20 protein-coding genes are annotated in these 23560 nt (G+C 53.9%); all 20 read left to right on the forward strand.

What is annotated here, in order from left to right:
* Positions 1-90: 90 nt before the first annotated feature.
* On the forward strand, positions 91-1098 hold the full coding sequence (gene cra, locus WB237_RS14865; RefSeq protein WP_114979087.1) for a catabolite repressor/activator: 1008 nt from the start codon (positions 91-93) through the stop codon (positions 1096-1098).
* Positions 1099-1697: 599 nt separating this feature from the next.
* Complete coding sequence (mraZ, locus tag WB237_RS14870; RefSeq protein WP_021240528.1) at positions 1698-2156, forward strand: division/cell wall cluster transcriptional repressor MraZ; 459 nt, start codon at positions 1698-1700, stop codon at positions 2154-2156.
* Between the two features lie 2 nt (positions 2157-2158).
* The gene (rsmH, locus tag WB237_RS14875; protein ID WP_049005267.1) at positions 2159-3100 is read left to right on the forward strand and encodes a 16S rRNA (cytosine(1402)-N(4))-methyltransferase RsmH; all 942 of its coding nucleotides are present in this window, start codon (positions 2159-2161) and stop codon (positions 3098-3100) included.
* Positions 3097-3462: a cell division protein FtsL gene (gene ftsL, locus WB237_RS14880; protein WP_014830643.1), complete on the forward strand. Its 366-nt coding sequence runs from the start codon at positions 3097-3099 to the stop codon at positions 3460-3462. Before rsmH ends, ftsL begins: the two co-directional genes overlap by 4 nt.
* A gap of 15 nt (positions 3463-3477) precedes the next feature.
* Positions 3478-5244, forward strand: coding sequence for a peptidoglycan glycosyltransferase FtsI (locus WB237_RS14885; RefSeq protein ID WP_028016678.1), 1767 nt, complete (start codon positions 3478-3480; stop codon positions 5242-5244).
* Entirely contained in the window at positions 5231-6718 is a 1488-nt protein-coding gene (gene murE, locus WB237_RS14890; RefSeq protein WP_336214192.1) for a UDP-N-acetylmuramoyl-L-alanyl-D-glutamate--2,6-diaminopimelate ligase, read from the forward strand. Before WB237_RS14885 ends, murE begins: the two co-directional genes overlap by 14 nt.
* On the forward strand, positions 6715-8073 hold the full coding sequence (murF, locus tag WB237_RS14895) for a UDP-N-acetylmuramoyl-tripeptide--D-alanyl-D-alanine ligase (RefSeq protein WP_336214195.1): 1359 nt from the start codon (positions 6715-6717) through the stop codon (positions 8071-8073). Before murE ends, murF begins: the two co-directional genes overlap by 4 nt.
* Complete coding sequence (gene mraY / locus WB237_RS14900; protein WP_028016681.1) at positions 8067-9149, forward strand: phospho-N-acetylmuramoyl-pentapeptide-transferase; 1083 nt, start codon at positions 8067-8069, stop codon at positions 9147-9149. The genes murF and mraY overlap by 7 nt, the downstream gene beginning before the upstream one ends.
* Positions 9150-9151: 2 nt before the next feature.
* Positions 9152-10468: a UDP-N-acetylmuramoyl-L-alanine--D-glutamate ligase gene (murD, locus tag WB237_RS14905; RefSeq protein ID WP_336214197.1), complete on the forward strand. Its 1317-nt coding sequence runs from the start codon at positions 9152-9154 to the stop codon at positions 10466-10468.
* Positions 10468-11712, forward strand: coding sequence for a cell division protein FtsW (gene ftsW / locus WB237_RS14910; protein ID WP_336214199.1), 1245 nt, complete (start codon positions 10468-10470; stop codon positions 11710-11712). Before murD ends, ftsW begins: the two co-directional genes overlap by 1 nt.
* A complete protein-coding gene (murG, locus tag WB237_RS14915) occupies positions 11709-12773 on the forward strand; it encodes an undecaprenyldiphospho-muramoylpentapeptide beta-N-acetylglucosaminyltransferase (RefSeq protein ID WP_336214201.1) in 1065 nt (354 codons plus the stop codon). Before ftsW ends, murG begins: the two co-directional genes overlap by 4 nt.
* 56 nt (positions 12774-12829) lie before the next feature.
* Positions 12830-14305 (forward strand): UDP-N-acetylmuramate--L-alanine ligase, encoded by a 1476-nt coding sequence (murC, locus tag WB237_RS14920; protein WP_336214203.1) that lies wholly within the window; start codon positions 12830-12832, stop codon positions 14303-14305.
* Complete coding sequence (locus WB237_RS14925; RefSeq protein WP_336214205.1) at positions 14298-15218, forward strand: D-alanine--D-alanine ligase; 921 nt, start codon at positions 14298-14300, stop codon at positions 15216-15218. Before murC ends, WB237_RS14925 begins: the two co-directional genes overlap by 8 nt.
* Position 15219: 1 nt before the next feature.
* On the forward strand, positions 15220-16062 hold the full coding sequence (gene ftsQ, locus WB237_RS14930; RefSeq protein WP_008501979.1) for a cell division protein FtsQ: 843 nt from the start codon (positions 15220-15222) through the stop codon (positions 16060-16062).
* A complete protein-coding gene (ftsA, locus tag WB237_RS14935; protein WP_006173845.1) occupies positions 16059-17315 on the forward strand; it encodes a cell division protein FtsA in 1257 nt (418 codons plus the stop codon). Before ftsQ ends, ftsA begins: the two co-directional genes overlap by 4 nt.
* A gap of 63 nt (positions 17316-17378) precedes the next feature.
* Positions 17379-18530, forward strand: coding sequence for a cell division protein FtsZ (ftsZ, locus tag WB237_RS14940; RefSeq protein ID WP_008501978.1), 1152 nt, complete (start codon positions 17379-17381; stop codon positions 18528-18530).
* A gap of 101 nt (positions 18531-18631) precedes the next feature.
* A complete protein-coding gene (lpxC, locus tag WB237_RS14945; protein ID WP_028016687.1) occupies positions 18632-19549 on the forward strand; it encodes a UDP-3-O-acyl-N-acetylglucosamine deacetylase in 918 nt (305 codons plus the stop codon).
* A 279-nt stretch (positions 19550-19828) separates the two neighbouring features.
* Positions 19829-20332: a secA translation cis-regulator SecM gene (gene secM / locus WB237_RS14950; RefSeq protein ID WP_336214209.1), complete on the forward strand. Its 504-nt coding sequence runs from the start codon at positions 19829-19831 to the stop codon at positions 20330-20332.
* Between the two features lie 58 nt (positions 20333-20390).
* Positions 20391-23096 (forward strand): preprotein translocase subunit SecA, encoded by a 2706-nt coding sequence (secA, locus tag WB237_RS14955; protein ID WP_336214211.1) that lies wholly within the window; start codon positions 20391-20393, stop codon positions 23094-23096.
* 57 nt (positions 23097-23153) lie between these two features.
* Positions 23154-23546, forward strand: a complete 393-nt coding sequence (gene mutT, locus WB237_RS14960) for an 8-oxo-dGTP diphosphatase MutT (protein WP_028016690.1) — start codon at positions 23154-23156, stop codon at positions 23544-23546.
* Positions 23547-23560 lie beyond the last annotated feature (14 nt).

Raw genomic sequence — 23560 nt, forward strand, 5'->3', positions numbered from 1 at the left:
CCGCGAAGGCTTTTCTGCGTTTAGATGTTAAAAGATTTAACCATAACCTTGACAGGGCCATGGACTCTTTTCTTTTTTTAAGGGGCAATTGTGAAACTGGATGAAATCGCCCGGCTAGCCGGCGTGTCACGAACAACGGCCAGCTATGTGATTAACGGTAAAGCAAAGCAGTACCGTGTCAGCGATAAGACCGTTGAAAAAGTTATGGCGGTGGTTCGTGAACATAACTACCATCCGAATGCTGTCGCAGCCGGTTTGCGTGCCGGGCGCACCCGCTCTATTGGTCTGGTGATCCCGGATCTGGAAAATACCAGCTACACCCGTATCGCTAACTATCTTGAACGTCAGGCTCGCCAGCGTGGCTATCAATTGCTGATCGCCTGCTCGGAAGACCAGCCCGATAACGAGATGCGCTGCATTGAGCACCTGCTCCAGCGTCAGGTGGATGCCATCATCGTTTCGACCTCTTTGCCACCAGAGCATCCGTTTTATCAGCGCTGGGCTAACGATTCGTTCCCGATTGTTGCGCTGGATCGTGCCCTGGACCGCGAACATTTCACCAGTGTTGTGGGAGCCGATCAGGATGATGCGGAAATGCTGGCTGCAGAGCTAAGAACCTTTCCGGCTGAAACCGTGCTTTATCTTGGCGCGCTGCCGGAGCTGTCTGTGAGCTTCCTCCGTGAACAGGGATTCAGGACCGCCTGGAAAGACGATCCGCGTGAAGTTCACTATCTCTATGCTAACAGCTATGAACGTGAAGCTGCTGCGCAGCTGTTCGAGAAATGGCTGGAGACGCACCCAATGCCTCAGGCACTGTTCACCACCTCGTTTGCTCTTCTGCAAGGTGTAATGGATGTGACCTTACGTCGGGAAGGTAAGCTGCCATCAGACCTGGCCATTGCCACTTTCGGTGACAACGAGCTGCTCGATTTCCTCCAGTGCCCGGTGCTGGCGGTGGCGCAACGTCACCGTGATGTGGCTGAACGTGTCCTGGAGATTGTGCTGGCGAGCCTGGATGAGCCACGGAAACCGAAGCCGGGCCTGACACGTATCAAACGTAATCTCTACCGTCGCGGAATTTTAAACCGCCAAAAATGAAATGACTGGGGCGGCGAAATCTGCCCCATTTTGTTGCGATAATTCGCAGAGATAATTCCCTGACAGAAATTAGGATAATTCCTTAGGGATCATAATTGGTTATTTCTCTTAATTCATTTTGACTTTTAAATTGATCATCAAAGAACGTTTAAGCGGGTTTAGGCGTCTATTTTTGTATTGTTTTGTTACAAACCCTATTCGACCGATGAATATTCAGACGTTTTTCCTTCTCCTGTGCCAGCTTAGATGGCAACCGCCTTGCTTATTGGGCACGGTGGTGAATCTGGCGCTGTTATCCCCTGAGAATCTGTCATAAAATGCTGCCCGCGTCGCAAACTGACACTTTATATTTATCTGCGATGATATTGAGTGAGTCTTAACGCTCGTGTGCATATTCGGTTTTTTTCTTACAAATATTCATAACGTTAATTTTGCCTCGCCAGTTGTGCAGTTATTAACCAGGACTGTTTAACTCTGTAAATAGAGGGCATTTGAGTCCTTACAGGGAGAGTCCTGGCTTGACAAGCTTTTCCCTCGCTCCGTAAACTCCTTTAGGTGGGAATTTGTGGGTTAAAGTGGTGAGAAGGGGTGAGACTGGCATGTTCCGTGGAGCTACGTTAGTCAATCTCGACAGCAAAGGGCGTTTATCGGTACCAACCCGATACCGCGACCAGCTGATTGAGAACGCTGCGGGTCAAATGGTTTGCACCATTGACATTAACTCCCCCTGCCTGCTGCTTTACCCCTTGCCTGAATGGGAAATTATTGAGCAAAAGCTGTCGCGACTCTCGAGCATGAACCCGCAGGAACGCCGCGTGCAGCGGTTGTTATTGGGACATGCGAGTGAGTGTCAGATGGATAACGCAGGGCGATTACTGATTGCACCTGTGTTGCGGCAACATGCCGGTCTGACCAAAGAAGTGATGCTGGTCGGGCAGTTCAACAAGTTTGAACTGTGGGACGAAACGACCTGGTATCAACAGGTCAAGGAAGATATCGACGCTGAGCAGTCTGATTCTGCAACATTATCGGAACGGCTGCAGGACTTGTCTCTATAAATATGATGGAAAATTATAAACATACAACGGTGTTACTGGACGAGGCCGTTAACGGCCTGAATATTCGTCCGGATGGCATCTACATTGATGGTACTTTTGGTCGCGGTGGTCACTCGCGTTTGATCCTCTCCCAACTTGGAGCGGAAGGACGTCTGCTGGCAATCGATCGCGATCCGCAGGCGATTGCCGTGGCGCAAACCATCAATGACCCACGCTTTTCCATCGTGCATGGACCTTTCTCTGCGCTCGCGGAATATGTTGCTGAGCGCGGTCTGACGGGCAAGATCGACGGGATTCTTCTCGATCTTGGCGTCTCTTCACCACAGCTTGATGATGCTGAACGTGGCTTCTCCTTTATGCGTGATGGTCCGCTGGACATGCGTATGGACCCGACTCGCGGCCAGTCTGCCGCTGAGTGGTTACAGACTGCTGACGAAGCCGATATTGCATGGGTAATCAAAACCTTCGGCGAGGAGCGCTTTGGCAAACGTATTGCGCGCGCCATTGTTGAGCGCAACCGCATTGAGCCAATGACCCGCACGAAAGAGCTGGCTGAGGTGATCGCGGCGGCGACACCGGTGAAGGATAAACACAAACATCCCGCGACCCGTACCTTCCAGGCGGTTCGCATCTGGGTAAACAGTGAACTGGAGGAAATAGAGCTGGCGCTAAAAAGCTCGCTCGACGTGCTGGCCCCGGGTGGGCGGTTATCCATCATCAGCTTCCATTCGCTGGAAGACCGTATTGTGAAACGCTTCATGCGTGAACAAAGCCGCGGTCCACAAGTCCCAGCAGGGCTGCCGATGACGGAAGAACAACTCAGGAAGCTGGGTGGCCGTCAGTTGCGAGCATTAGGCAAGTTGATGCCGGGCGAAGAAGAGGTGGCAGAGAATCCACGTGCCCGTAGTTCAGTGCTGCGTGTTGCAGAGAGGACGAACGCATGATCAGCAGAGTGACAGAGACCCTAAGCAAAGTTAAGGATTCGTTAGGAAGCAACGAGCGCCATGCCTTGCCTGGCGTGATCGGCGACGATCTTTTGCGGTTTGGGAAGCTGCCACTCTGCTTGTTCATTTGCATCATTGTGACGGCAGTAACGGTGGTCACCACAGCCCACCACACTCGTTTATTAACTGCGCAGCGCGAGCAGATGGTACTGGAACGCGATGCGCTGGATATTGAATGGCGAAATCTGATCCTTGAAGAAAACGCGCTCGGCGATCACAGCCGGGTTGAACGGATCGCAACGGAAAAGCTGCAACTGCAGCATGTTGATCCTTCGCAGGAAAATATCGTAGTACAAAAATAAGGGATAACGCGACGCATGAAAGCAGCGGCAAAAACGCTAAAACCAAAACGTCAGGAAGAACAGGCCAACTTTGTCAGTTGGCGTTTTGCGTTGCTTTGCGGCTGCATTTTACTGGCACTGGGTTTCCTGCTGGGACGCGTGGCATGGTTACAAATCGTCGCGCCTGACATGCTGGTACGTCAGGGCGATATGCGCTCTCTGCGCGTCCAGGAGGTTTCCACTTCCCGCGGGATGATCACGGACCGCTCTGGCCGCCCGTTGGCGGTGAGTGTGCCGGTCAAAGCGATCTGGGCTGATCCGAAAGAGCTGCACGATGCCGGGGGGATTACCCTCGATAACCGCTGGAAAGCGCTCTCCGATGCTCTGAAAATGCCGCTGGACCAGCTTGCCTCCCGCGTCAACGCTAACCCGAAAGGACGTTTTATCTATCTGGCGCGTCAGGTCAACCCTGACATGGCTGACTACATTCGCAAACTGAAGTTGCCGGGTATTCATCTTCGTGAGGAATCCCGTCGTTATTATCCTTCCGGCGAAGTAACTGCTCACCTCATTGGCTTCACTAACGTCGATAGCCAGGGGATTGAGGGCGTCGAAAAAAGCTTCGATAAGTGGCTCACAGGCCAACCGGGCGAGCGAATTGTGCGTAAAGACCGCTACGGTCGCGTGATCGAAGATATCTCGTCCACGGACAGCCAGGCGGCACACAACCTGGCGCTGAGTATTGATGAGCGCTTGCAGGCGCTGGTCTACCGCGAGCTGAACAATGCCGTTGCTTTCAACAAAGCGGAGTCAGGTAGCGCCGTGCTGGTTGATGTCAGCACGGGCGAAGTGCTGGCGATGGCCAACAGTCCATCCTACAACCCGAACAACTTTACCGGCACCGCTAAAGACGCGATGCGTAACCGGGCGATCACCGACGTGTTTGAGCCTGGCTCAACGGTGAAACCGATGGTGGTGATGACGGCGCTGCAGCGCGGCATCGTCAATGAAAACACGGTTCTGAACACGATCCCTTACCGTATTAACGGCCACGAAATTAAAGACGTGGCGCGCTACAGCGAATTGACCCTGACCGGGGTTTTACAGAAGTCGAGTAACGTCGGTGTTTCAAAGCTGGCGTTAGCGATGCCGTCCTCAGCGTTAGTAGAGACTTACTCACGTTTTGGACTAGGAAAGGCGACCAATTTGGGGTTGGTCGGAGAACGCAGTGGCTTATATCCTCAAAAACAACGGTGGTCTGACATAGAGAGGGCCACCTTCTCTTTCGGCTACGGGCTAATGGTAACCCCGTTACAGTTAGCGCGAGTCTACGCAACGATTGGCAGCTACGGCGTTTATCGTCCGCTGTCGATTACTAAAGTTGATCCACCGGTACCGGGAGAGCGTATCTTCCCGGAATCTATCGTTCGTACCGTTGTGCATATGATGGAAAGCGTGGCACTGCCTGGTGGCGGTGGCGTGAAAGCGGCGATCAAAGGCTACCGCATCGCCATTAAAACCGGTACAGCGAAAAAAGTGGGGCCAGACGGCCGCTATATCAACAAATACATTGCCTACACCGCAGGTGTTGCGCCTGCAAGCAATCCGCGTTTTGCGCTGGTGGTCGTCATTAACGATCCACAGGCGGGTAAATACTACGGCGGCGCCGTCTCCGCGCCTGTGTTCGGGGCTATTATGGGCGGCGTATTGCGCACCATGAACATCGAACCGGATGCGCTGGCGACGGGCGAAAAAAGTGAATTTGTAATTAATCAAGGCGAGGGTACAGGTGGCAGATCGTAATTTGCGCGACCTTCTCGCTCCGTGGGTGCCAAATGCACCGGAGCGAGCACTGCGAGAGATGGTACTGGACAGCCGCGTGGCTGCATCTGGCGATCTTTTTGTGGCGGTGGTCGGTCATCAGGCGGACGGGCGTCGTTATATCCCGCAGGCGATTGCGCAAGGTGTTGCTGCCATTATTGCTGAGGCCAAAGATGAGGCAACCGACGGTGAGATCCGTGAGATGCACGGGGTGCCGGTTATCTATCTCAGCCAGTTAAATGAGCGTCTTTCCGCGCTGGCGGGGCGTTTCTACCACGAACCTTCCGACCAATTACGTCTGGTTGGCGTGACGGGAACAAACGGAAAAACCACCACCACACAACTCATGGCGCAATGGGCGCAACTGCTGGGTGAAACCGGTGCGGTGATGGGTACCGTAGGTAACGGCCTGCTGGGTAAAGTGAGTCCGACGGAAAATACCACCGGATCAGCGGTTGACGTACAGCATGTTCTTGCTGGTCTGGCAGGGCAGGGGGCAACCTTTGCTGCAATGGAAGTTTCTTCGCATGGACTGGTACAGCACCGTGTGGCGGCGTTGAAATTTGCAGCCTCTGTGTTCACTAACCTGAGCCGCGATCACCTCGACTATCACGGGGATATGGAGCATTACGAAGCTGCAAAATGGCTGCTCTACTCCACGCATCATTGTGGTCAAGCCATCATCAACGCCGACGACGAAGTAGGTCGTCGCTGGCTGGCGAAGCTGCCGGATGCGGTTGCGGTGTCGATGGAAGACCATATTAATCCGAACTGCCATGGTCGCTGGTTGAAGGCCGTTAAGGTGAACTACCACGATAGCGGTGCCACCATCCGCTTTACCTCTTCCTGGGGGGAAGGGGAAATTGAAAGCCGTCTGATGGGGGCGTTTAACGTCAGCAACCTGCTGCTGGCCCTGGCAACATTACTGGCGCTGGGCTATCCGATGGCGGAATTACTGAAAACTGCTGAACGTCTGCAACCGGTTTGTGGACGCATGGAAGTATTCAGCGCGCCAGGAAAACCGACCGTGGTTGTTGATTATGCCCACACACCGGATGCGCTGGAAAAAGCGCTGGAAGCGGCACGTCTGCACTGTGCCGGTAAACTCTGGTGTGTGTTTGGCTGCGGCGGCGATCGCGATAAAGGCAAACGTCCGTTGATGGGTGCCATTGCTGAGCAATTCGCGGATATTCCTGTCGTAACTGATGACAACCCGCGTACCGAAGAGCCTCGCGCCATTATCAACGATATTCTGGCAGGTATGCTGGACGCAGGTCGTGCGCGTGTTGTTGAAGGCCGTGCCGAAGCGGTAACGAACACCATCATGCAGGCGCAGGAAAATGATGTGGTGCTGCTGGCCGGTAAAGGCCATGAAGATTATCAGATTGTCGGCAATCGTCGTCTGGACTACTCGGACCGCGTAACAGCAGCACGTCTGCTGGGAGTGGTGGCATGATTAGCATCACGTTAAGTCAGGCTGCCGTGGTACTGCACGGCGAATTGCTGGGTCAGGATCTGACCATTGACGCGGTGACGACGGACACCCGCAAAGTGACTGCGGGTTGTCTGTTTGTGGCGCTAAAAGGTGAGCGTTTTGACGCGCATGATTTTGCACTGCAGGCCAAAGAAAATGGCGCTGGTGCGCTGCTGGTTAGCCGCAAACTGGCGGTCGATCTGCCGCAGATTGTGGTGAAGGATACGCGTCTTGCTTTTGGCGAGCTGGCGGCATGGGTTCGTCAGCAAGTCCCCACTCGCGTCGTGGCCCTGACCGGTTCCTCTGGCAAAACGTCCGTGAAAGAAATGACCGCTGCCATTCTGAGTCAGTGTGGAAATACGCTTTATACCGCAGGCAACCTCAATAATGACATCGGCGTGCCGATGACATTACTTCGCCTGACCAAAGAGCACGAATTTGCCGTTATCGAGTTGGGGGCAAACCACCAGGGTGAAATTGCCTGGACTGTGAGTTTGACTCGCCCGGAAGCGGCGCTGGTGAATAACCTGGCGGCTGCGCATCTGGAAGGATTTGGCTCGCTGGAAGGTGTGGCGAAAGCGAAAGGTGAGATCTATACCGGTCTGCCTGTCGACGGCATTGCCATTATGAATGCTGACAACAATGACTGGCTGAACTGGCAGAGCATTATTGGCTCGCGTAAAACCTGGCGCTTCTCGCCGAATGCGGCCAACAGTGATTTTACCGCAACCAATATTCATGTGACGTCGCACGGCACGGAGTTCACCCTCACCACCCCAACGGGTGGCGTCGATGTACTGCTGCCACTGCCGGGGCGCCATAACATCGCCAATGCGCTTGCGGCGGCGGCATTGTCGACAGCGGTAGGTGCATCGCATGAAGCGATTAAAACCGGGCTGGCACATTTAAAAGCTGTGCCGGGACGCTTGTTCCCGATCCAGCTTGCTGAAAACAAACTGTTGCTGGATGACTCCTACAACGCGAACGTCGGTTCGATGACGGCGGCGGTGCAGGTACTGTCTGAGATGCCGGGTTACCGCATCATGGTGGTTGGTGATATGGCTGAGCTGGGCGACGAAAGCGAAGCCTGCCACACCCAGGTCGGTGAAGCGGCGAAAGCGGCGGGACTGGACTGCGTATTGAGCACAGGAAAACTGAGCCAGGCCATTAGCCACGCCAGCGGTGTTGGCGAACATTTTGCCGATAAAGCTGCGTTGATTAAACGCCTCAACGCGTTGATTACAGAAAAACAAATTGTGACTGTGCTAGTGAAAGGTTCACGTAGTGCCGCCATGGAAGAGGTTGTGCACGCATTACAGGAGAACGGGACATGTTAGTTTGGCTGGCTGAACATTTGGTCAAATATTATTCAGGCTTTAACGTCTTTTCCTATCTGACGTTTCGCGCCATCGTCAGCCTGCTGACTGCGCTGTTCATCTCGTTGTGGATGGGCCCGCGCATGATTGCCCGTCTGCAAAAACTCTCTTTTGGCCAGGTCGTGCGTAACGATGGTCCGGAGTCGCACTTCAGCAAACGTGGTACCCCAACCATGGGGGGGATCATGATCCTGACTGCCATTGTGGTATCAGTATTGCTGTGGGCGTACCCCTCCAACCCGTACGTCTGGTGTGTGCTGACCGTCCTGATTGGTTACGGCATTATCGGCTTTGTTGATGATTACCGCAAAGTGGTGCGTAAAGACACCAAGGGCCTGATCGCCCGCTGGAAGTACTTCTGGATGTCGGTGATTGCGCTGGGCGTAGCCTTTGCGCTGTACCTGGCTGGAAAAGACACTCCGGCCACTGAACTGGTGGTGCCGTTCTTTAAAGACGTGATGCCGCAACTGGGTCTGTTCTACATCCTGCTGGCGTATTTCGTCATTGTTGGTACCGGTAATGCCGTCAACCTGACTGATGGACTGGATGGCCTGGCGATTATGCCAACCGTCTTTGTGGCTGCGGGTTTTGCGCTGGTAGCGTGGGCAACCGGTAACATGAACTTTGCCAACTATTTGCACATTCCTTATCTGCGACACGCAGGTGAGCTGGTAATCGTCTGTACGGCGATTGTCGGTGCGGGACTGGGCTTCCTGTGGTTCAACACTTACCCGGCGCAGGTCTTTATGGGTGATGTTGGTTCCCTGGCTTTGGGCGGTGCGCTCGGCATTATTGCCGTTCTGCTGCGTCAGGAGTTCCTGCTGGTGATCATGGGTGGTGTGTTTGTGGTCGAAACCTTGTCCGTGATTTTGCAGGTCGGTTCCTTCAAGTTGCGCGGCCAGCGCATCTTCCGTATGGCACCGATCCACCACCACTATGAACTGAAAGGCTGGCCAGAGCCGCGCGTCATTGTGCGCTTCTGGATTATTTCGCTGATGCTGGTGCTGATTGGCCTGGCAACGCTGAAGGTACGTTAATCATGGCAGATTACCAGGGCAAAAAAGTCGTTATCATCGGGTTGGGCCTTACCGGCCTTTCCTGCGTGGACTTTTTCCTCGCGCGTGGCGTGACACCACGGGTGATGGATACGCGTGTCTCACCGCCGGGTCTGGACAAGCTGCCGGAACAGGTTGAACGCCACCTTGGTGGTCTGAATGATGACTGGTTGCTGGCAGCCGATCTGATTGTCGCAAGCCCCGGTATTGCACTTGCGCATCCGTCACTGAGCGCTGCTGCTGATGCGGGTGTTGAGATCGTCGGCGATATCGAGCTGTTCTGCCGCGAAGTACAGGCACCTGTAGTTGCAATTACAGGTTCTAACGGTAAAAGCACCGTGACCACGCTGGTAGGTGAGATGGCGAAAGCCGCGGGCATGAACGCAGGAGTAGGTGGCAATATTGGCCTGCCCGCGCTGATGCTGCTGGATAAAGGCTGTGAACTGTACATCCTCGAGCTTTCCAGCTTCCAGCTGGAAACGACCTCCAGCCTGCATGCCGCCGCTGCGACGATCCTTAACGTGACCGAAGATCATATGGACAGATATCCATTTGGTCTGCAGCAGTACCGTGCTGCCAAGCTGCGCGTGTATGAAAATGCCAAAGTCTGTGTGGTCAATGCAGATGACGCTCTGACCATGCCGGTGCGTGGTGCTGACGAGCGCTGCATCAGCTTCGGTATTACCATGGGTGATTACCACCTGAATCGTCAGCAAGGTGAAACCTGGCTGCGGGTAAAAGGTGAGAAAGTGCTGAACGTCAAAGAGATGAAACTCTCTGGTCAGCATAACTACACCAATGCTCTGGCGGCGCTTGCACTGGCGGATGCTGTAGGTTTACCACGCTCTTCCAGCCTGAAAGCGTTGACCACGTTTTCCGGTCTGGCGCATCGTTTCCAGCTGGCGCTGGAGCATAATGGCGTTCGCTGGATTAACGATTCCAAAGCCACCAATGTGGGAAGCACTGAGGCTGCGCTGAACGGCTTGCACGTTGACGGCACGCTTCATCTGCTGTTGGGTGGCGACGGTAAATCGGCTGATTTCTCCTCCCTCAAACAGTATCTTTCTGGCGATAACATCCGTCTCTACTGCTTTGGTCGTGACGGCAGTGAACTGGCTGAACTGCGCCCTGAGGTCGCCGAGCAAACCGAAACCATGGAACAGGCAATGCGCCTGATTGCTCCACGAGTGAAGCCTGGCGATATGGTACTGCTCTCTCCGGCGTGCGCCAGCCTCGATCAATTCAAGAATTTTGAACAGCGTGGTGATGTCTTTACTCGCCTGGCGAAGGAGTTAGGCTGATGCGTTTATCTCTCCCTCGCCTGAGAATGCCGCGCCTGCCAGGATTTGGGATCCTGGTGTGGTTGTTTGCGGCACTGAAAGGCTGGGTGATGGGCTCTCGTCAAAAAGATAACGACAGCCTGATCATGTACGATCGCACGCTCTTCTGGCTCACACTGGGGCTGGCGGCGGTCGGTTTTATTATGGTGACATCGGCCTCAATGCCTGTTGGACAGCGTCTGGCGAACGATCCTTTCCTGTTTGCCAAGCGTGATGGTCTGTACATCATCCTGGCATTCTGCCTGGCGCTGGTAACTTTACGTCTGCCAATGGAGTTCTGGCAGCGGCACAGTACGGCAATGTTGATTGCTTCAATCATCATGCTGCTGATCGTTCTGGTGGTGGGGAGTTCCGTAAACGGGGCATCGCGTTGGATTGCCTTTGGCCCGCTGCGTATTCAGCCCGCTGAATTTACCAAACTGTCCCTGTTCTGCTACCTGGCTAACTACCTGGTGCGTAAAGTGGATGAAGTGCGTAACAACCTGCGCGGCTTCTTAAAACCGATGGGCGTGATTCTGGTGCTGGCAGTGTTACTGCTGGCGCAGCCTGACCTGGGTACCGTAGTTGTTCTGTTTGTTACCACCCTCGCCATGCTGTTCCTGGCGGGTGCGAAGCTGTGGCAGTTCATCGCCATCATCGGAATGGGTATCTCAGCGGTCGTGCTGCTGATCCTCGCCGAGCCTTACCGTATCCGCCGTGTGACATCCTTCTGGAACCCGTGGGAAGACCCATTCGGCAGCGGTTATCAGCTGACGCAGTCGTTGATGGCCTTTGGACGTGGTGAGCTCTGGGGGCAGGGCCTGGGTAATTCCGTTCAAAAGCTGGAGTATTTACCGGAAGCGCATACTGACTTCATCTTCTCCATTATTGCGGAAGAACTGGGTTATATCGGTGTGGTATTAGCGTTATTAATGGTATTCTTCGTCGCTTTCCGCGCCATGTCTATTGGCCGGAAAGCGCTGGAAATCGATCACCGTTTCTCAGGTTTCTTAGCCTGCTCAATTGGTATCTGGTTTAGTTTCCAGGCTTTGGTTAACGTCGGGGCCGCAGCAGGTATGCTGCCGACCAAAGGCCTGACGTTGCCGTTGATCAGTTATGGTGGCTCGAGTCTGTTGATCATGTCGACAGCCATCATGTTTTTGTTACGCATAGATTATGAGACGCGTCTGGAGAAAGCCCAGGCGTTTACACGAGGTTCACGATGAATCAACCGAAGCGGTTAATGGTGATGGCAGGCGGTACCGGAGGACATGTGTTCCCGGGGCTGGCGGTTGCGCACCATTTAATGGATCAGGGCTGGCAGGTTCGCTGGCTTGGAACCGCAGACCGCATGGAAGCCGATCTGGTGCCGAAGCACGGGATCGAGATCGACTTTATTCGTATTTCCGGCCTGCGTGGCAAAGGTATCAAGGCGCTGCTCCTGGCGCCGGTGCGGATTTTTAACGCCTGGCGTCAGGCGCGCACCATCATGAAGCGCTTTAAGCCGGATGTTGTACTCGGCATGGGGGGTTATGTGTCTGGCCCGGGTGGGCTGGCTGCATGGTCGTTAGGCATCCCTGTCGTATTGCATGAGCAGAACGGTATTGCCGGTCTGACCAACAAATGGCTGGCGAAAATCGCCACCAAAGTCATGCAGGCGTTTCCTGGCGCATTCCCGAAAGCGGACGTCGTGGGTAACCCGGTTCGTGTGGATGTGCTGGCACTGCCGCTGCCGGATGCTCGCCTGACGGGCCGTGAAGGGCCGGTTCGTGTGCTGGTCGTCGGCGGCTCTCAGGGCGCACGCATCTTAAACCAGACGATGCCGCAGGTTGCTGCAAAGCTGGGGAATGCCGTTACCATCTGGCACCAGAGCGGCAAAGGTGCTCAGCAAACCGTTGAGCAGGCTTATGCCGAGGCGGGGCAGCCGCAGCATAACGTTACAGAGTTTATTGATGACATGGCAGCAGCATACGCCTGGGCCGATGTCGTCGTTTGTCGCTCAGGCGCGCTGACGGTGAGCGAGATCGCCGCCGCTGGTTTACCCGCGCTGTTTGTGCCGTTCCAGCACAAAGACAGACAGCAGTACTGGAATGCGTTGCCGCTCGAGAAAGCGGGGGCCGCGAAAATATTTGAGCAGCCACAATTTACCGCCGATGCGGTCGCCACCACCCTGGCGGGCTGGAACAGAGACGTATTGCTGGAGATGGCAGAACGCGCGCGCGCGACCGCCATCCCTGATGCGACGGAACGGGTGGCAAAAGAAGTGAGCCTGGCAGCCCAGGCTTAACCCTCGCAGCGCGTGTTGCGCTGCACGAATTTTAAGTAGTCGATGGCGTTTAGAGAATGAATACACAACAACTGGCAAAACTGCGTTCAATCGTGCCCGAGATGCGTCGCGTCCGGCACATTCACTTTGTTGGCATCGGTGGTGCTGGCATGGGCGGTATTGCCGAAGTGTTAGCTAACGAAGGTTATCAGATCAGCGGGTCTGACCTCGCGCCAAACCCTGTTACGCAGCAACTGGCGTCGCTTGGGGCGACTATCTATTTCAACCATCGCCCGGAAAACGTGCGCGATGCGAGCGTGGTGGTGGTATCGAGCGCCATCTCCTCTGACAACCCGGAAATTGTTGCCGCCCATGAAGCGCGCATTCCGGTGATCCGCCGTGCAGAAATGCTGGCGGAACTGATGCGTTTCCGCCACGGTATCGCGATTGCCGGTACCCACGGTAAAACCACGACCACGGCGATGGTCTCCAGTATTTATGCGGAAGCGGGTCTCGACCCAACCTTCGTCAATGGCGGTCTGGTCAAAGCCGCAGGCGTACATGCGCGTCTGGGACACAGTCGTTATTTGATTGCGGAAGCAGATGAGAGCGACGCGTCGTTCCTGCACCTGCAGCCGATGGTGGCGATTGTCACTAACATCGAAGCTGACCATATGGATACCTACCAGGGTGACTTCGAGAACTTAAAACAGACTTTCATCAACTTCCTGCATAACCTGCCGTTCTATGGACGCGCGGTGATGTGCGTAGACGATCCGGTGATCCGCGAACTGCTGCCGCGTGTCGGGCGTCAAATCACCACCTATGGTTTCAGCGAAGATGCTGATGTCCGTGTGGAAGAGTACAAACAGATTGGTGCGCAGGGGCATTTCACCCTCGCGCGTCAGGACAAAGAACTGCTGCACGTGACGCTGAATGCGCCAGGACGTCATAACGCCCTGAATGCGGCAGCGGCAGTTGCTGTTGCAACGGAAGAGGGCATTGATGACGATGCGATCCTGCGGGCGCTGGAGAGCTTCCAGGGGACTGGCCGTCGTTTCGACTTCCTCGGTGAATTCCCGCTGGACGCCGTGAACGGTAAATCCGGCACCGCGATGCTGGTGGACGACTACGGTCATCATCCAACTGAAGTGGACGCGACCATCAAAGCTGCGCGCGCTGGCTGGCCTGACAAGAATTTGGTCATGATCTTCCAGCCGCACCGCTTCACGCGTACCCGCGATCTGTATGATGACTTCGCCAGCGTGCTGTCACAGGTAGATACCCTGCTCATGCTGGATGTTTACTCTGCAGGCGAAACCGCGATTCCAGGTGCAGACAGCCGTTCATTATGCCGCACCATTCGTGGCCGCGGTAAAGTTGACCCTATTCTGGTTTCTGACCCGGTACAGGTGGCAGAAATTCTGGCACCTGTACTGACAGGTAACGATTTGATTCTGATTCAGGGTGCGGGAAATATCGGCAAAATCGCCCGTACCTTAGCCGAAATCAAACTGAAGCCGCAAACCCAGGAGGATGAGCATCATGGCTGATAAGATTGCTGTCCTGTCTGGTGGTACCTCCGCAGAGCGTGAGGTTTCCCTGAATTCCGGCGCGGCTGTACTGGTGGGCCTGCGTGAAGGTGGTGTCAATGCCCATCCGGTCGATCCGAAAGAGACGGATGTAACACAGTTGAAAGCGATGGGCTTCGATAAGGTCTTTATCGCGCTGCACGGTCGTGGTGGCGAAGACGGCACCCTGCAGGGGCTGCTGGATTTAATCGGCATGCCGTACACCGGCAGCGGCGTGATGGCTTCCGCGATCTCTATGGATAAACTGCGCAGCAAACTGCTGTGGCAGGGGGCAGGCTTACCTGTCGCGCCATGGGTTGCACTGACGCGTCGCGAATTTGAATTGGGCCTGTCGGATAGCGTTAATACACGCATTGCTGAACTGGGCTTACCGGTTATTGTTAAGCCGAGTCGGGAAGGTTCAAGTGTTGGGATGTCCAAAGTTGATAAAGCTGAAGATTTGTCAGCCGCTTTAGAACTGGCATTTCAACATGATGAAGAAGTTCTGATTGAAAAATGGCTCAGCGGACCGGAATTTACCGTTGCGATGCTTGGCGAAGAAATTTTACCGTCAATTCGTATCCAACCCGCTGGAGTCTTCTATGATTATGAGGCGAAGTATCTCTCTGATGAGACGCAATATTTCTGCCCAAGTGGTCTTGAAGCAGAACGTGAAGCAGATTTACAGTCCCTGGTGCTTAAAGCCTGGAATGTTCTTGGATGCCGGGGCTGGGGACGCATTGATGTCATGCTCGACAGTGATGGCCAATTTTACTTGCTGGAAGCCAATACTTCGCCAGGCATGACCAGCCACAGCCTTGTGCCGATGGCTGCACGTCAGGCGGGAATGAGTTTCTCGCAGTTAGTCGTACGTATTCTGGACCAGGCGGGCTGATATGTCTCAGGCTGCATTGAACACACGCAACCGCGATGACGAAGAAGAATACACTTCTTCACGCCGGAGTAATGGAACGCGTCTTGCAGGGATTATTTTCCTGCTCGGGGTGCTGTGCACCGTGTTTATCAGCGGCTGGATGGTCCTGGGCTGGATGGAAGACGCACAACGGTTACCGCTTTCTAAGCTGGTGGTAACGGGTGAACGTCACTACACGCGAAACGATGATATTCGCCAGTCAATTCTGGCGCTGGGATCGCCTGGCACCTTTATGACTCAGGACGTCAATATTATCCAGAGCCAGATTGAACGTCTGCCGTGGATAAAACAGGCGAGTGTAAGAAAGCAATGGCCTGATGAATTGAAGATTCATCTGGTTGAATATGTGCCCATTGCGCGTTGGAATGATCAGCACATGGTTGACGTAGACGGAAATTCCTTCAGCGTTCCGACCGATCGTGTCAACAAGCAAAATCTACCGATGTTGTATGGCCCTGAAGGTAGCGAAAATGAAGTGTTACAGGGTTTTCGCGAAATGGGACAGGTGCTGGCAAAAGACAGGTTCACGTTAAAAGATGCTGCCATGACGGCACGCCGCTCCTGGCAGTTGACGTTAACGAACGGCATAAAGCTTAACCTGGGGCGCGGCGACACAATGAAGCGTCTGGCGCGTTTTGTAGAACTTTACCCGGTTTTACAGCAGCAGGCACAGACTGACGGCAAACGGATAAGCTACGTTGATTTGCGCTATGACTCAGGCGCAGCAGTCGGTTGGGTACCGGCTCCGGTCGAGGAACCTAATCAGCAACAGAATCAGGCACAGGTACAGGCAGAACAACAATGATCAAGGCGACGGACAGAAAACTGGTAGTTGGACTGGAGATTGGCACCGCGAAGGTTGCCGCTTTAGTAGGGGAAGTTCTGCCCGACGGTATGGTCAATATCATTGGCGTGGGCAGTTGCCCGTCCCGTGGTATGGATAAAGGTGGGGTAAACGATCTTGAATCGGTGGTGAAATGCGTACAGCGCGCCATCGATCAGGCTGAATTGATGGCAGATTGCCAGATTTCTTCTGTCTATCTGGCCCTTTCTGGTAAGCATATTAGCTGCCAGAACGAAATCGGTATGGTACCGATTTCTGAAGAAGAAGTAACACAGGAAGACGTTGAAAACGTTGTGCATACGGCGAAATCCGTGCGTGTCCGCGATGAGCATCGCGTGCTGCATGTGATCCCGCAGGAATATGCCATCGACTACCAGGAAGGGATCAAGAACCCGGTAGGCCTTTCTGGCGTGCGTATGCAGGCAAAAGTGCACCTGATCACATGTCACAACGATATGGCGAAGAACATTGTAAAAGCTGTTGAACGTTGTGGCCTGAAAGTTGACCAACTTATTTTCGCAGGTCTGGCGGCAAGTTATTCCGTGCTGACCGAAGATGAACGTGAACTGGGCGTCTGTGTGGTCGATATTGGTGGTGGTACAATGGACATGGCCGTATATACCGGCGGTGCTCTGCGCCACACCAAAGTGATCCCTTACGCAGGGAATGTTGTGACCAGCGATATTGCTTACGCTTTTGGTACGCCACCGAGCGATGCAGAAGCGATTAAAGTGCGCCATGGTTGTGCGCTGGGGTCTATCGTTGGGAAAGATGAGAGCGTTGAAGTGCCAAGCGTAGGTGGTCGTCCACCGCGCAGTCTGCAACGCCAGACGCTGGCAGAGGTGATTGAGCCGCGCTATACCGAGCTGCTCAATCTTGTCAACGAAGAGATTTTACAGTTACAGGAACAGCTTCGTCAGCAGGGTGTTAAACATCATCTCGCGGCGGGGATTGTATTAACCGGCGGTGCAGCGCAAATTGAAGGTCTTGCGGCCTGTGCTCAGCGCGTGTTCCATACGCAGGTGCGTATTGGTGCGCCACTGAATATCACCGGTTTAACGGATTATGCTCAGGAGCCGTATTATTCAACGGCTGTGGGCCTGCTCCACTACGGGAAGGAATCTCATCTCAGTGGTGAAGCAGAAGTGGAAAAACGCGTCTCAGTGGGGTCGTGGGTCAAACGACTGAACAACTGGTTGCGAAAAGAGTTTTAATTTTTTTAAGAGACCGGAGAGAATTAGCGGTCTCGGGCGACAGGCACAACGGAGAGAGAAATTATGTTTGAACCTATGGAACTGACCAACGACGCGGTGATTAAAGTCATCGGCGTCGGTGGCGGCGGCGGTAACGCCGTAGAGCATATGGTGCGTGAACGCATTGAAGGTGTTGAATTCTTCGCAGTTAACACCGATGCCCAGGCACTGCGTAAAACGGCTGTTGGCCAGACAATCCAGATCGGCGGTGGTATCACCAAAGGGCTGGGCGCTGGGGCTAACCCGGAAGTCGGTCGCAATGCGGCTGAAGAAGATCGTGAAGCCCTGCGTGCTGCACTGGAAGGTGCGGACATGGTCTTCATTGCAGCAGGCATGGGTGGCGGTACCGGTACTGGTGCAGCACCTGTTGTGGCTGAAGTAGCTAAAGATTTAGGTATCCTGACCGTTGCTGTTGTGACCAAGCCTTTCAATTTTGAAGGCAAGAAGCGCATGGCCTTTGCGGAGCAGGGTATCACCGAGCTGTCCAAACATGTGGACTCTCTGATCACCATCCCGAACGACAAACTGTTGAAAGTTCTGGGTCGCGGTATCTCCCTGCTGGACGCTTTTGGCGCAGCAAACGACGTGCTGAAAGGCGCGGTTCAGGGTATCGCCGAACTGATTACCCGTCCTGGCCTGATGAACGTTGACTTTGCAGACGTTCGCACCGTGATGTCCGAAATGGGCTACGCGATGATGGGCTCTGGCGTGGCGAGCGGTGAAGACCGTGCAGAAGAAGCGGCTGAAATGGCTATCTCTTCTCCACTGCTGGAAGATATCGATCTGTCTGGTGCGCGCGGCGTGCTGGTCAACATTACCGCTGGCTTTGACCTGCGTCTGGATGAGTTCGAAACCGTGGGTAACACCATCCGTGCGTTCGCCTCTGATAACGCGACCGTGGTAATCGGTACATCCCTTGACCCGGAAATGAACGACGAACTGCGCGTGACTGTGGTTGCCACCGGTATCGGTATGGACAAGCGTCCTGAAATCACGCTGGTGACTAACAAACAGACTCAGCAACCGGTAATGGACCGTTACCAGCAACACGGTATGTCTCCTTTGACTCAGGAGCAAAAACCGGCCGCGAAAGTGGTTAATGACCCAACACCGCAAACTGCGAAAGAGCCAGATTATCTGGATATCCCGGCGTTCCTGCGTAAGCAAGCTGACTAAGAATTGGCTGGAATTTGGGGATTTGCGCTCTTTGTGCTAAACTGGCCCACCGTTAGTGATATACACTCTCGGTTGGATAGTTAATTTGGCGAGATTATACGATGATCAAACAAAGGACACTTAAACGTATCGTTCAGGCGACTGGCGTCGGTTTACATACCGGCAAAAAAGTCACACTGACGTTACGCCCTGCGCCGGCCAATACCGGGGTCATCTATCGTCGCACCGACTTGAATCCACCGGTAGATTTTCCGGCCGATGCCAAATCTGTGCGTGATACTATGCTCTGTACTTGTCTGGTGAACGAGCATGACGTGCGGATTTCTACCGTAGAGCACCTGAACGCCGCCCTGGCGGGTCTGGGTATCGACAACATTATTGTTGAAGTCGATGCGCCAGAAATCCCGATTATGGATGGTAGTGCTGCTCCGTTCGTTTATCTGTTGCTGGATGCTGGCATCGAAGAACTGAACTGCGCGAAGAAATTTGTTCGCATCAAAGAGACCGTTCGTGTCGAAGATGGCGACAAGTGGGCTGAATTCAAACCGTACAATGGTTTCTCGTTGGACTTTACCATCGACTTTAACCATCCGGCGATTGATTCCAGCACCCAACGCTATGCGATGAACTTCTCTGCTGATGCGTTTATGCGCCAGATCAGCCGTGCCCGTACATTTGGCTTCATGCGTGATATCGAATATCTGCAGTCCCGCGGCCTGTGCCTGGGCGGCAGCTTCGATTGTGCCATCGTTGTTGACGATTATCGCGTACTGAACGAAGACGGCCTGCGTTTCGAAGATGAATTCGTTCGTCACAAAATGCTGGACGCTATTGGCGACTTGTTCATGTGTGGTCATAACATCATTGGTGCATTTACCGCGTTCAAATCCGGTCATGCACTGAACAACAAACTGTTGCAGGCCGTCCTGGCAAAACAGGAAGCCTGGGAGTATGTGACCTTCGAAGACGAAGCAGAGCTGCCTCTGGCGTTCAAAGCACCAAGCACGGTTCTGGCGTAACGGTTCAAGCCGTTTCGTAAAAAATCGACTGGTTAACCTGGTACTCTCTCCGACCAGGGGAACCAGTCGTTTTTATTTATACCTATCTTCATTTTTGCCCTCAGTCCCTCAATCCGTTGCCATACGTTGAAAATCTGTGCGTTAGCTGCATTCTTGACCGTTTTTCCCCGCAGTAGTATGTCATTCCTGCTGCTGTGTATTGGCTTTAGTGGTAATATCTGGGCGCTTAAAAGAATAACTGACTTCAGCTTGTAAAGGCTGACTTATGTGGTGGAGCAAGTGAACGGAATACTGACGCGCTGGCGACAATTTGGCAGACGTTACTTCTGGCCGCATCTCTTATTAGGGATGGTCGCGGCGAGTCTCGGCTTGCCTGCGCTCAGTAACAGTGCTGAAGCGGCAACACCGCCGAAAACCTCCACAACCAAACACGATCTCAATACGCGGGTTAACTTTACTAACCTCGCGTGGCTTGAAGCCAGCCGCCGCCCTAATTTTTCAGTAGATTACTGGCACCAGCACGCCATTCGCACGGTTATCCGCCATTTGTCATTTGCGATGGCACCGCAGGCAATGCCTGTTGTTGAAACGGCGCGGCCAGAGCAGGCTCAGCATCTTGCCCTGCTCGATACGCTCAACGCGCTGCTCACTCAGGATAGCCAGCCACCGGTCATGGTGCGTCAAACGGCGCGATTCGCGTTCGTTTCTCCTGCCTCATTCTCCGTTTCAACATGGATTAGCCAGGTTCACGGCATTCGCGCCGGGCCGCAACGCCTCAGCTAAATTAACTTTTTCAATACCTTAATTTATCTGCCCACGATGGGGCGTTTGAGAATTTATTATGCTAATCAAATTATTAACAAAAGTTTTTGGTAGTCGTAACGATCGTACCCTGCGCCGTATGCGCAAAGCTGTCGCTGTCATCAATGGCATGGAACCAGCGATGGAGAAGCTCACTGATGACGAGCTGAAAGCCAAAACGGCGGAATTCCGTGCGCGTCTGGAAAAAGGTGAAACCTTAGAAAGCCTGATCCCGGAAGCTTTCGCCGTGGTCCGTGAAGCGAGTAAGCGTGTGTTCGGCATGCGTCACTTCGATGTTCAGCTGCTGGGTGGTATGGTGCTCAACGAACGCTGCATCGCGGAAATGCGTACCGGTGAAGGTAAAACCCTGACCGCAACGCTGCCGGCATACCTGAACGCGCTGACCGGTAAAGGCGTTCACGTCGTCACCGTCAACGACTATCTGGCACAGCGTGACGCCGAAAACAACCGTCCACTGTTCGAATTCCTCGGTATGACTGTCGGCATCAACATGTCTGGCCTGCCTGCGCCAGCCAAGCGTGAAGCGTATAACGCGGATATTACCTACGGTACCAACAACGAATACGGCTTCGACTACCTGCGTGACAACATGGCGTTCAGCCCGGAAGAGCGCGTACAGCGTAAGCTGCACTATGCGCTGGTGGATGAGGTGGATTCCATCCTGATCGATGAAGCGCGTACTCCGCTGATTATCTCCGGCCCGGCTGAAGACAGCTCTGAGATGTACCGTAAAGTCGACAAAATCATTCCACACCTGCTGCGTCAGGAGAAAGAAGACTCCGATACCTTCCAGGGTGAAGGCCACTTCTCCGTTGATGAAAAAGCGCGCCAGGTGAACCTGACCGAGCGTGGTCTGGTGAAAATTGAAGAGCTGCTGGTCGCTGAAGGTATCATGGAAGAGGGCGAGTCTCTGTACTCTCCGGGCAACATCATGCTGATGCACCACGTGACCGCCGCCCTGCGTGCCCACGCGCTGTTCACCCGCGATGTCGACTACATCGTAAAAGACGGCGAAGTGATCATCGTCGATGAACACACCGGCCGTACCATGCAGGGCCGTCGCTGGTCTGATGGTCTGCACCAGGCTGTGGAAGCCAAAGAAGGTGTGGATATTCAGAATGAAAACCAGACGCTAGCGTCTATCACCTTCCAGAACTACTTCCGTCTGTACGAGAAGCTGGCGGGCATGACCGGTACTGCCGATACCGAAGCGTTTGAATTCAGCTCCATCTATAAGCTGGATACCGTAGTCGTTCCAACCAACCGTCCAATGATCCGTAAGGATATGCCGGACCTGGTGTACATGACCGAAGCGGAAAAAATTCAGGCGATCATCGAAGATATTCGCGATCGTACAGCGAATGGTCAGCCGGTTCTGGTAGGGACCATCTCCATCGAAAAATCCGAAGTGGTTTCTCACGAGCTGACTAAAGCGGGTATCAAACACAACGTTCTGAACGCCAAATTCCACGCCAAAGAAGCAGATATCGTTGCGCAGGCAGGTTATCCTGCTGCCGTGACCATTGCTACCAACATGGCGGGCCGTGGTACCGATATTATGCTGGGCGGTAGCTGGCAGGCTGAAGTGGCGGAGCTGGAAAACCCAACGCCTGAACAGATTGCACAGATCAAAGCCGACTGGCAGGTACGTCATGACGCGGTTCTGGCGTCCGGTGGTCTGCATATTATTGGTACCGAGCGTCACGAATCTCGTCGTATTGATAACCAGCTGCGCGGTCGTGCGGGTCGTCAGGGTGACGCCGGTTCTTCCCGCTTCTACCTGTCCATGGAAGATGCGCTGATGCGTATTTTCGCCTCTGACCGTGTATCCGGCATGATGCGTAAGCTGGGCATGAAACCAGGCGAAGCCATTGAGCACCCGTGGGTCACTAAAGCGATTGCTAACGCACAGCGTAAAGTGGAAAGCCGCAACTTCGATATTCGTAAGCAACTGCTGGAATATGACGATGTCGCTAACGATCAGCGTCGTGCGATCTACACCCAGCGTAACGAACTGCTGGATGTGTCTGACGTGAGCGAAACCATTAACAGCATTCGCGAAGACGTATTCAAAGCGACTATCGACGCGCATATTCCACCGCAGTCTCTGGAAGAGATGTGGGATATCGAAGGTCTCCAGGAACGCCTGAAAAACGACTTTGACCTCGATCTGCCAATCAAAGAGTGGCTGGACAAAGAGCCTGAGCTGCATGAAGAGACGCTGCGCGAACGTATCTACGAAACTGCGCTGGATGTCTACAAGCGTAAGGAAGAAGTCGTTGGCGCTGAGATGATGCGTCACTTCGAAAAAGGTGTGATGCTGCAGACCCTGGATTCACTGTGGAAAGAGCACCTGGCGGCGATGGACTACCTGCGTCAGGGTATCCACCTGCGTGGCTATGCGCAGAAAGATCCGAAGCAGGAATATAAGCGTGAATCCTTCTCAATGTTTGCGTCGATGCTGGAGTCACTGAAATATGAAGTGATCAGCACCCTGAGCAAGGTTCAGGTGCGTATGCCGGAAGAAGTGGAAGCGATGGAGCAGCAGCGTCGCGAAGAAGCTGAGCGTCTGGCACAGATGCAACAGCTGAGCCACCAGACTGATGACAGTGAAGCCGCAGCGGCGATCGCAGCGCAGACAGGCGATCGTAAAGTGGGCCGTAACGATCCGTGCCCATGTGGTTCCGGTAAAAAATACAAGGCGTGCCACGGCCGTCTGAACTAAGTTCATACAAAAGCAAAAAGGCGCAGACATCTGCGCCTTTTTTATGGAAGTGACAATATGAAAATACTGCAAATTGCCGTCGGGATTATTCGCAACCCGCAAAACCAAATCTTCATTACCCAGCGTGCGGCTGACGCCCATATGGCGAACAAATGGGAGTTTCCGGGGGGGAAAATTGAATCAGGTGAAACGCCGGAAGAGGCGCTGGTTCGCGAACTGCAGGAAGAGGTGGGGATTACTCCACTTGGCGCAACGCTGTTTGATAAGCTCGAATACCAGTTTCCGGACAGGCACATCACGCTGTGGTTCTGGCTGGTAGAAAGCTGGGAAGGTGAACCCTGGGGTAAAGAGGGACAACCGGGTAATTGGGTTGAACTTCAGGTAAGTGATGCTGAAAAATTCCCACCGGCTAATGAGCCTGTAATCCGCCGATTAGTGGCAAACAGGTAGGCCTGCTAAGCGAA

The sequence above is a fragment of the Enterobacter sp. P82 genome, from assembly GCF_037053385.1.
In the GTDB taxonomy this organism is placed as follows: Bacteria; Pseudomonadota; Gammaproteobacteria; order Enterobacterales; family Enterobacteriaceae; genus Enterobacter.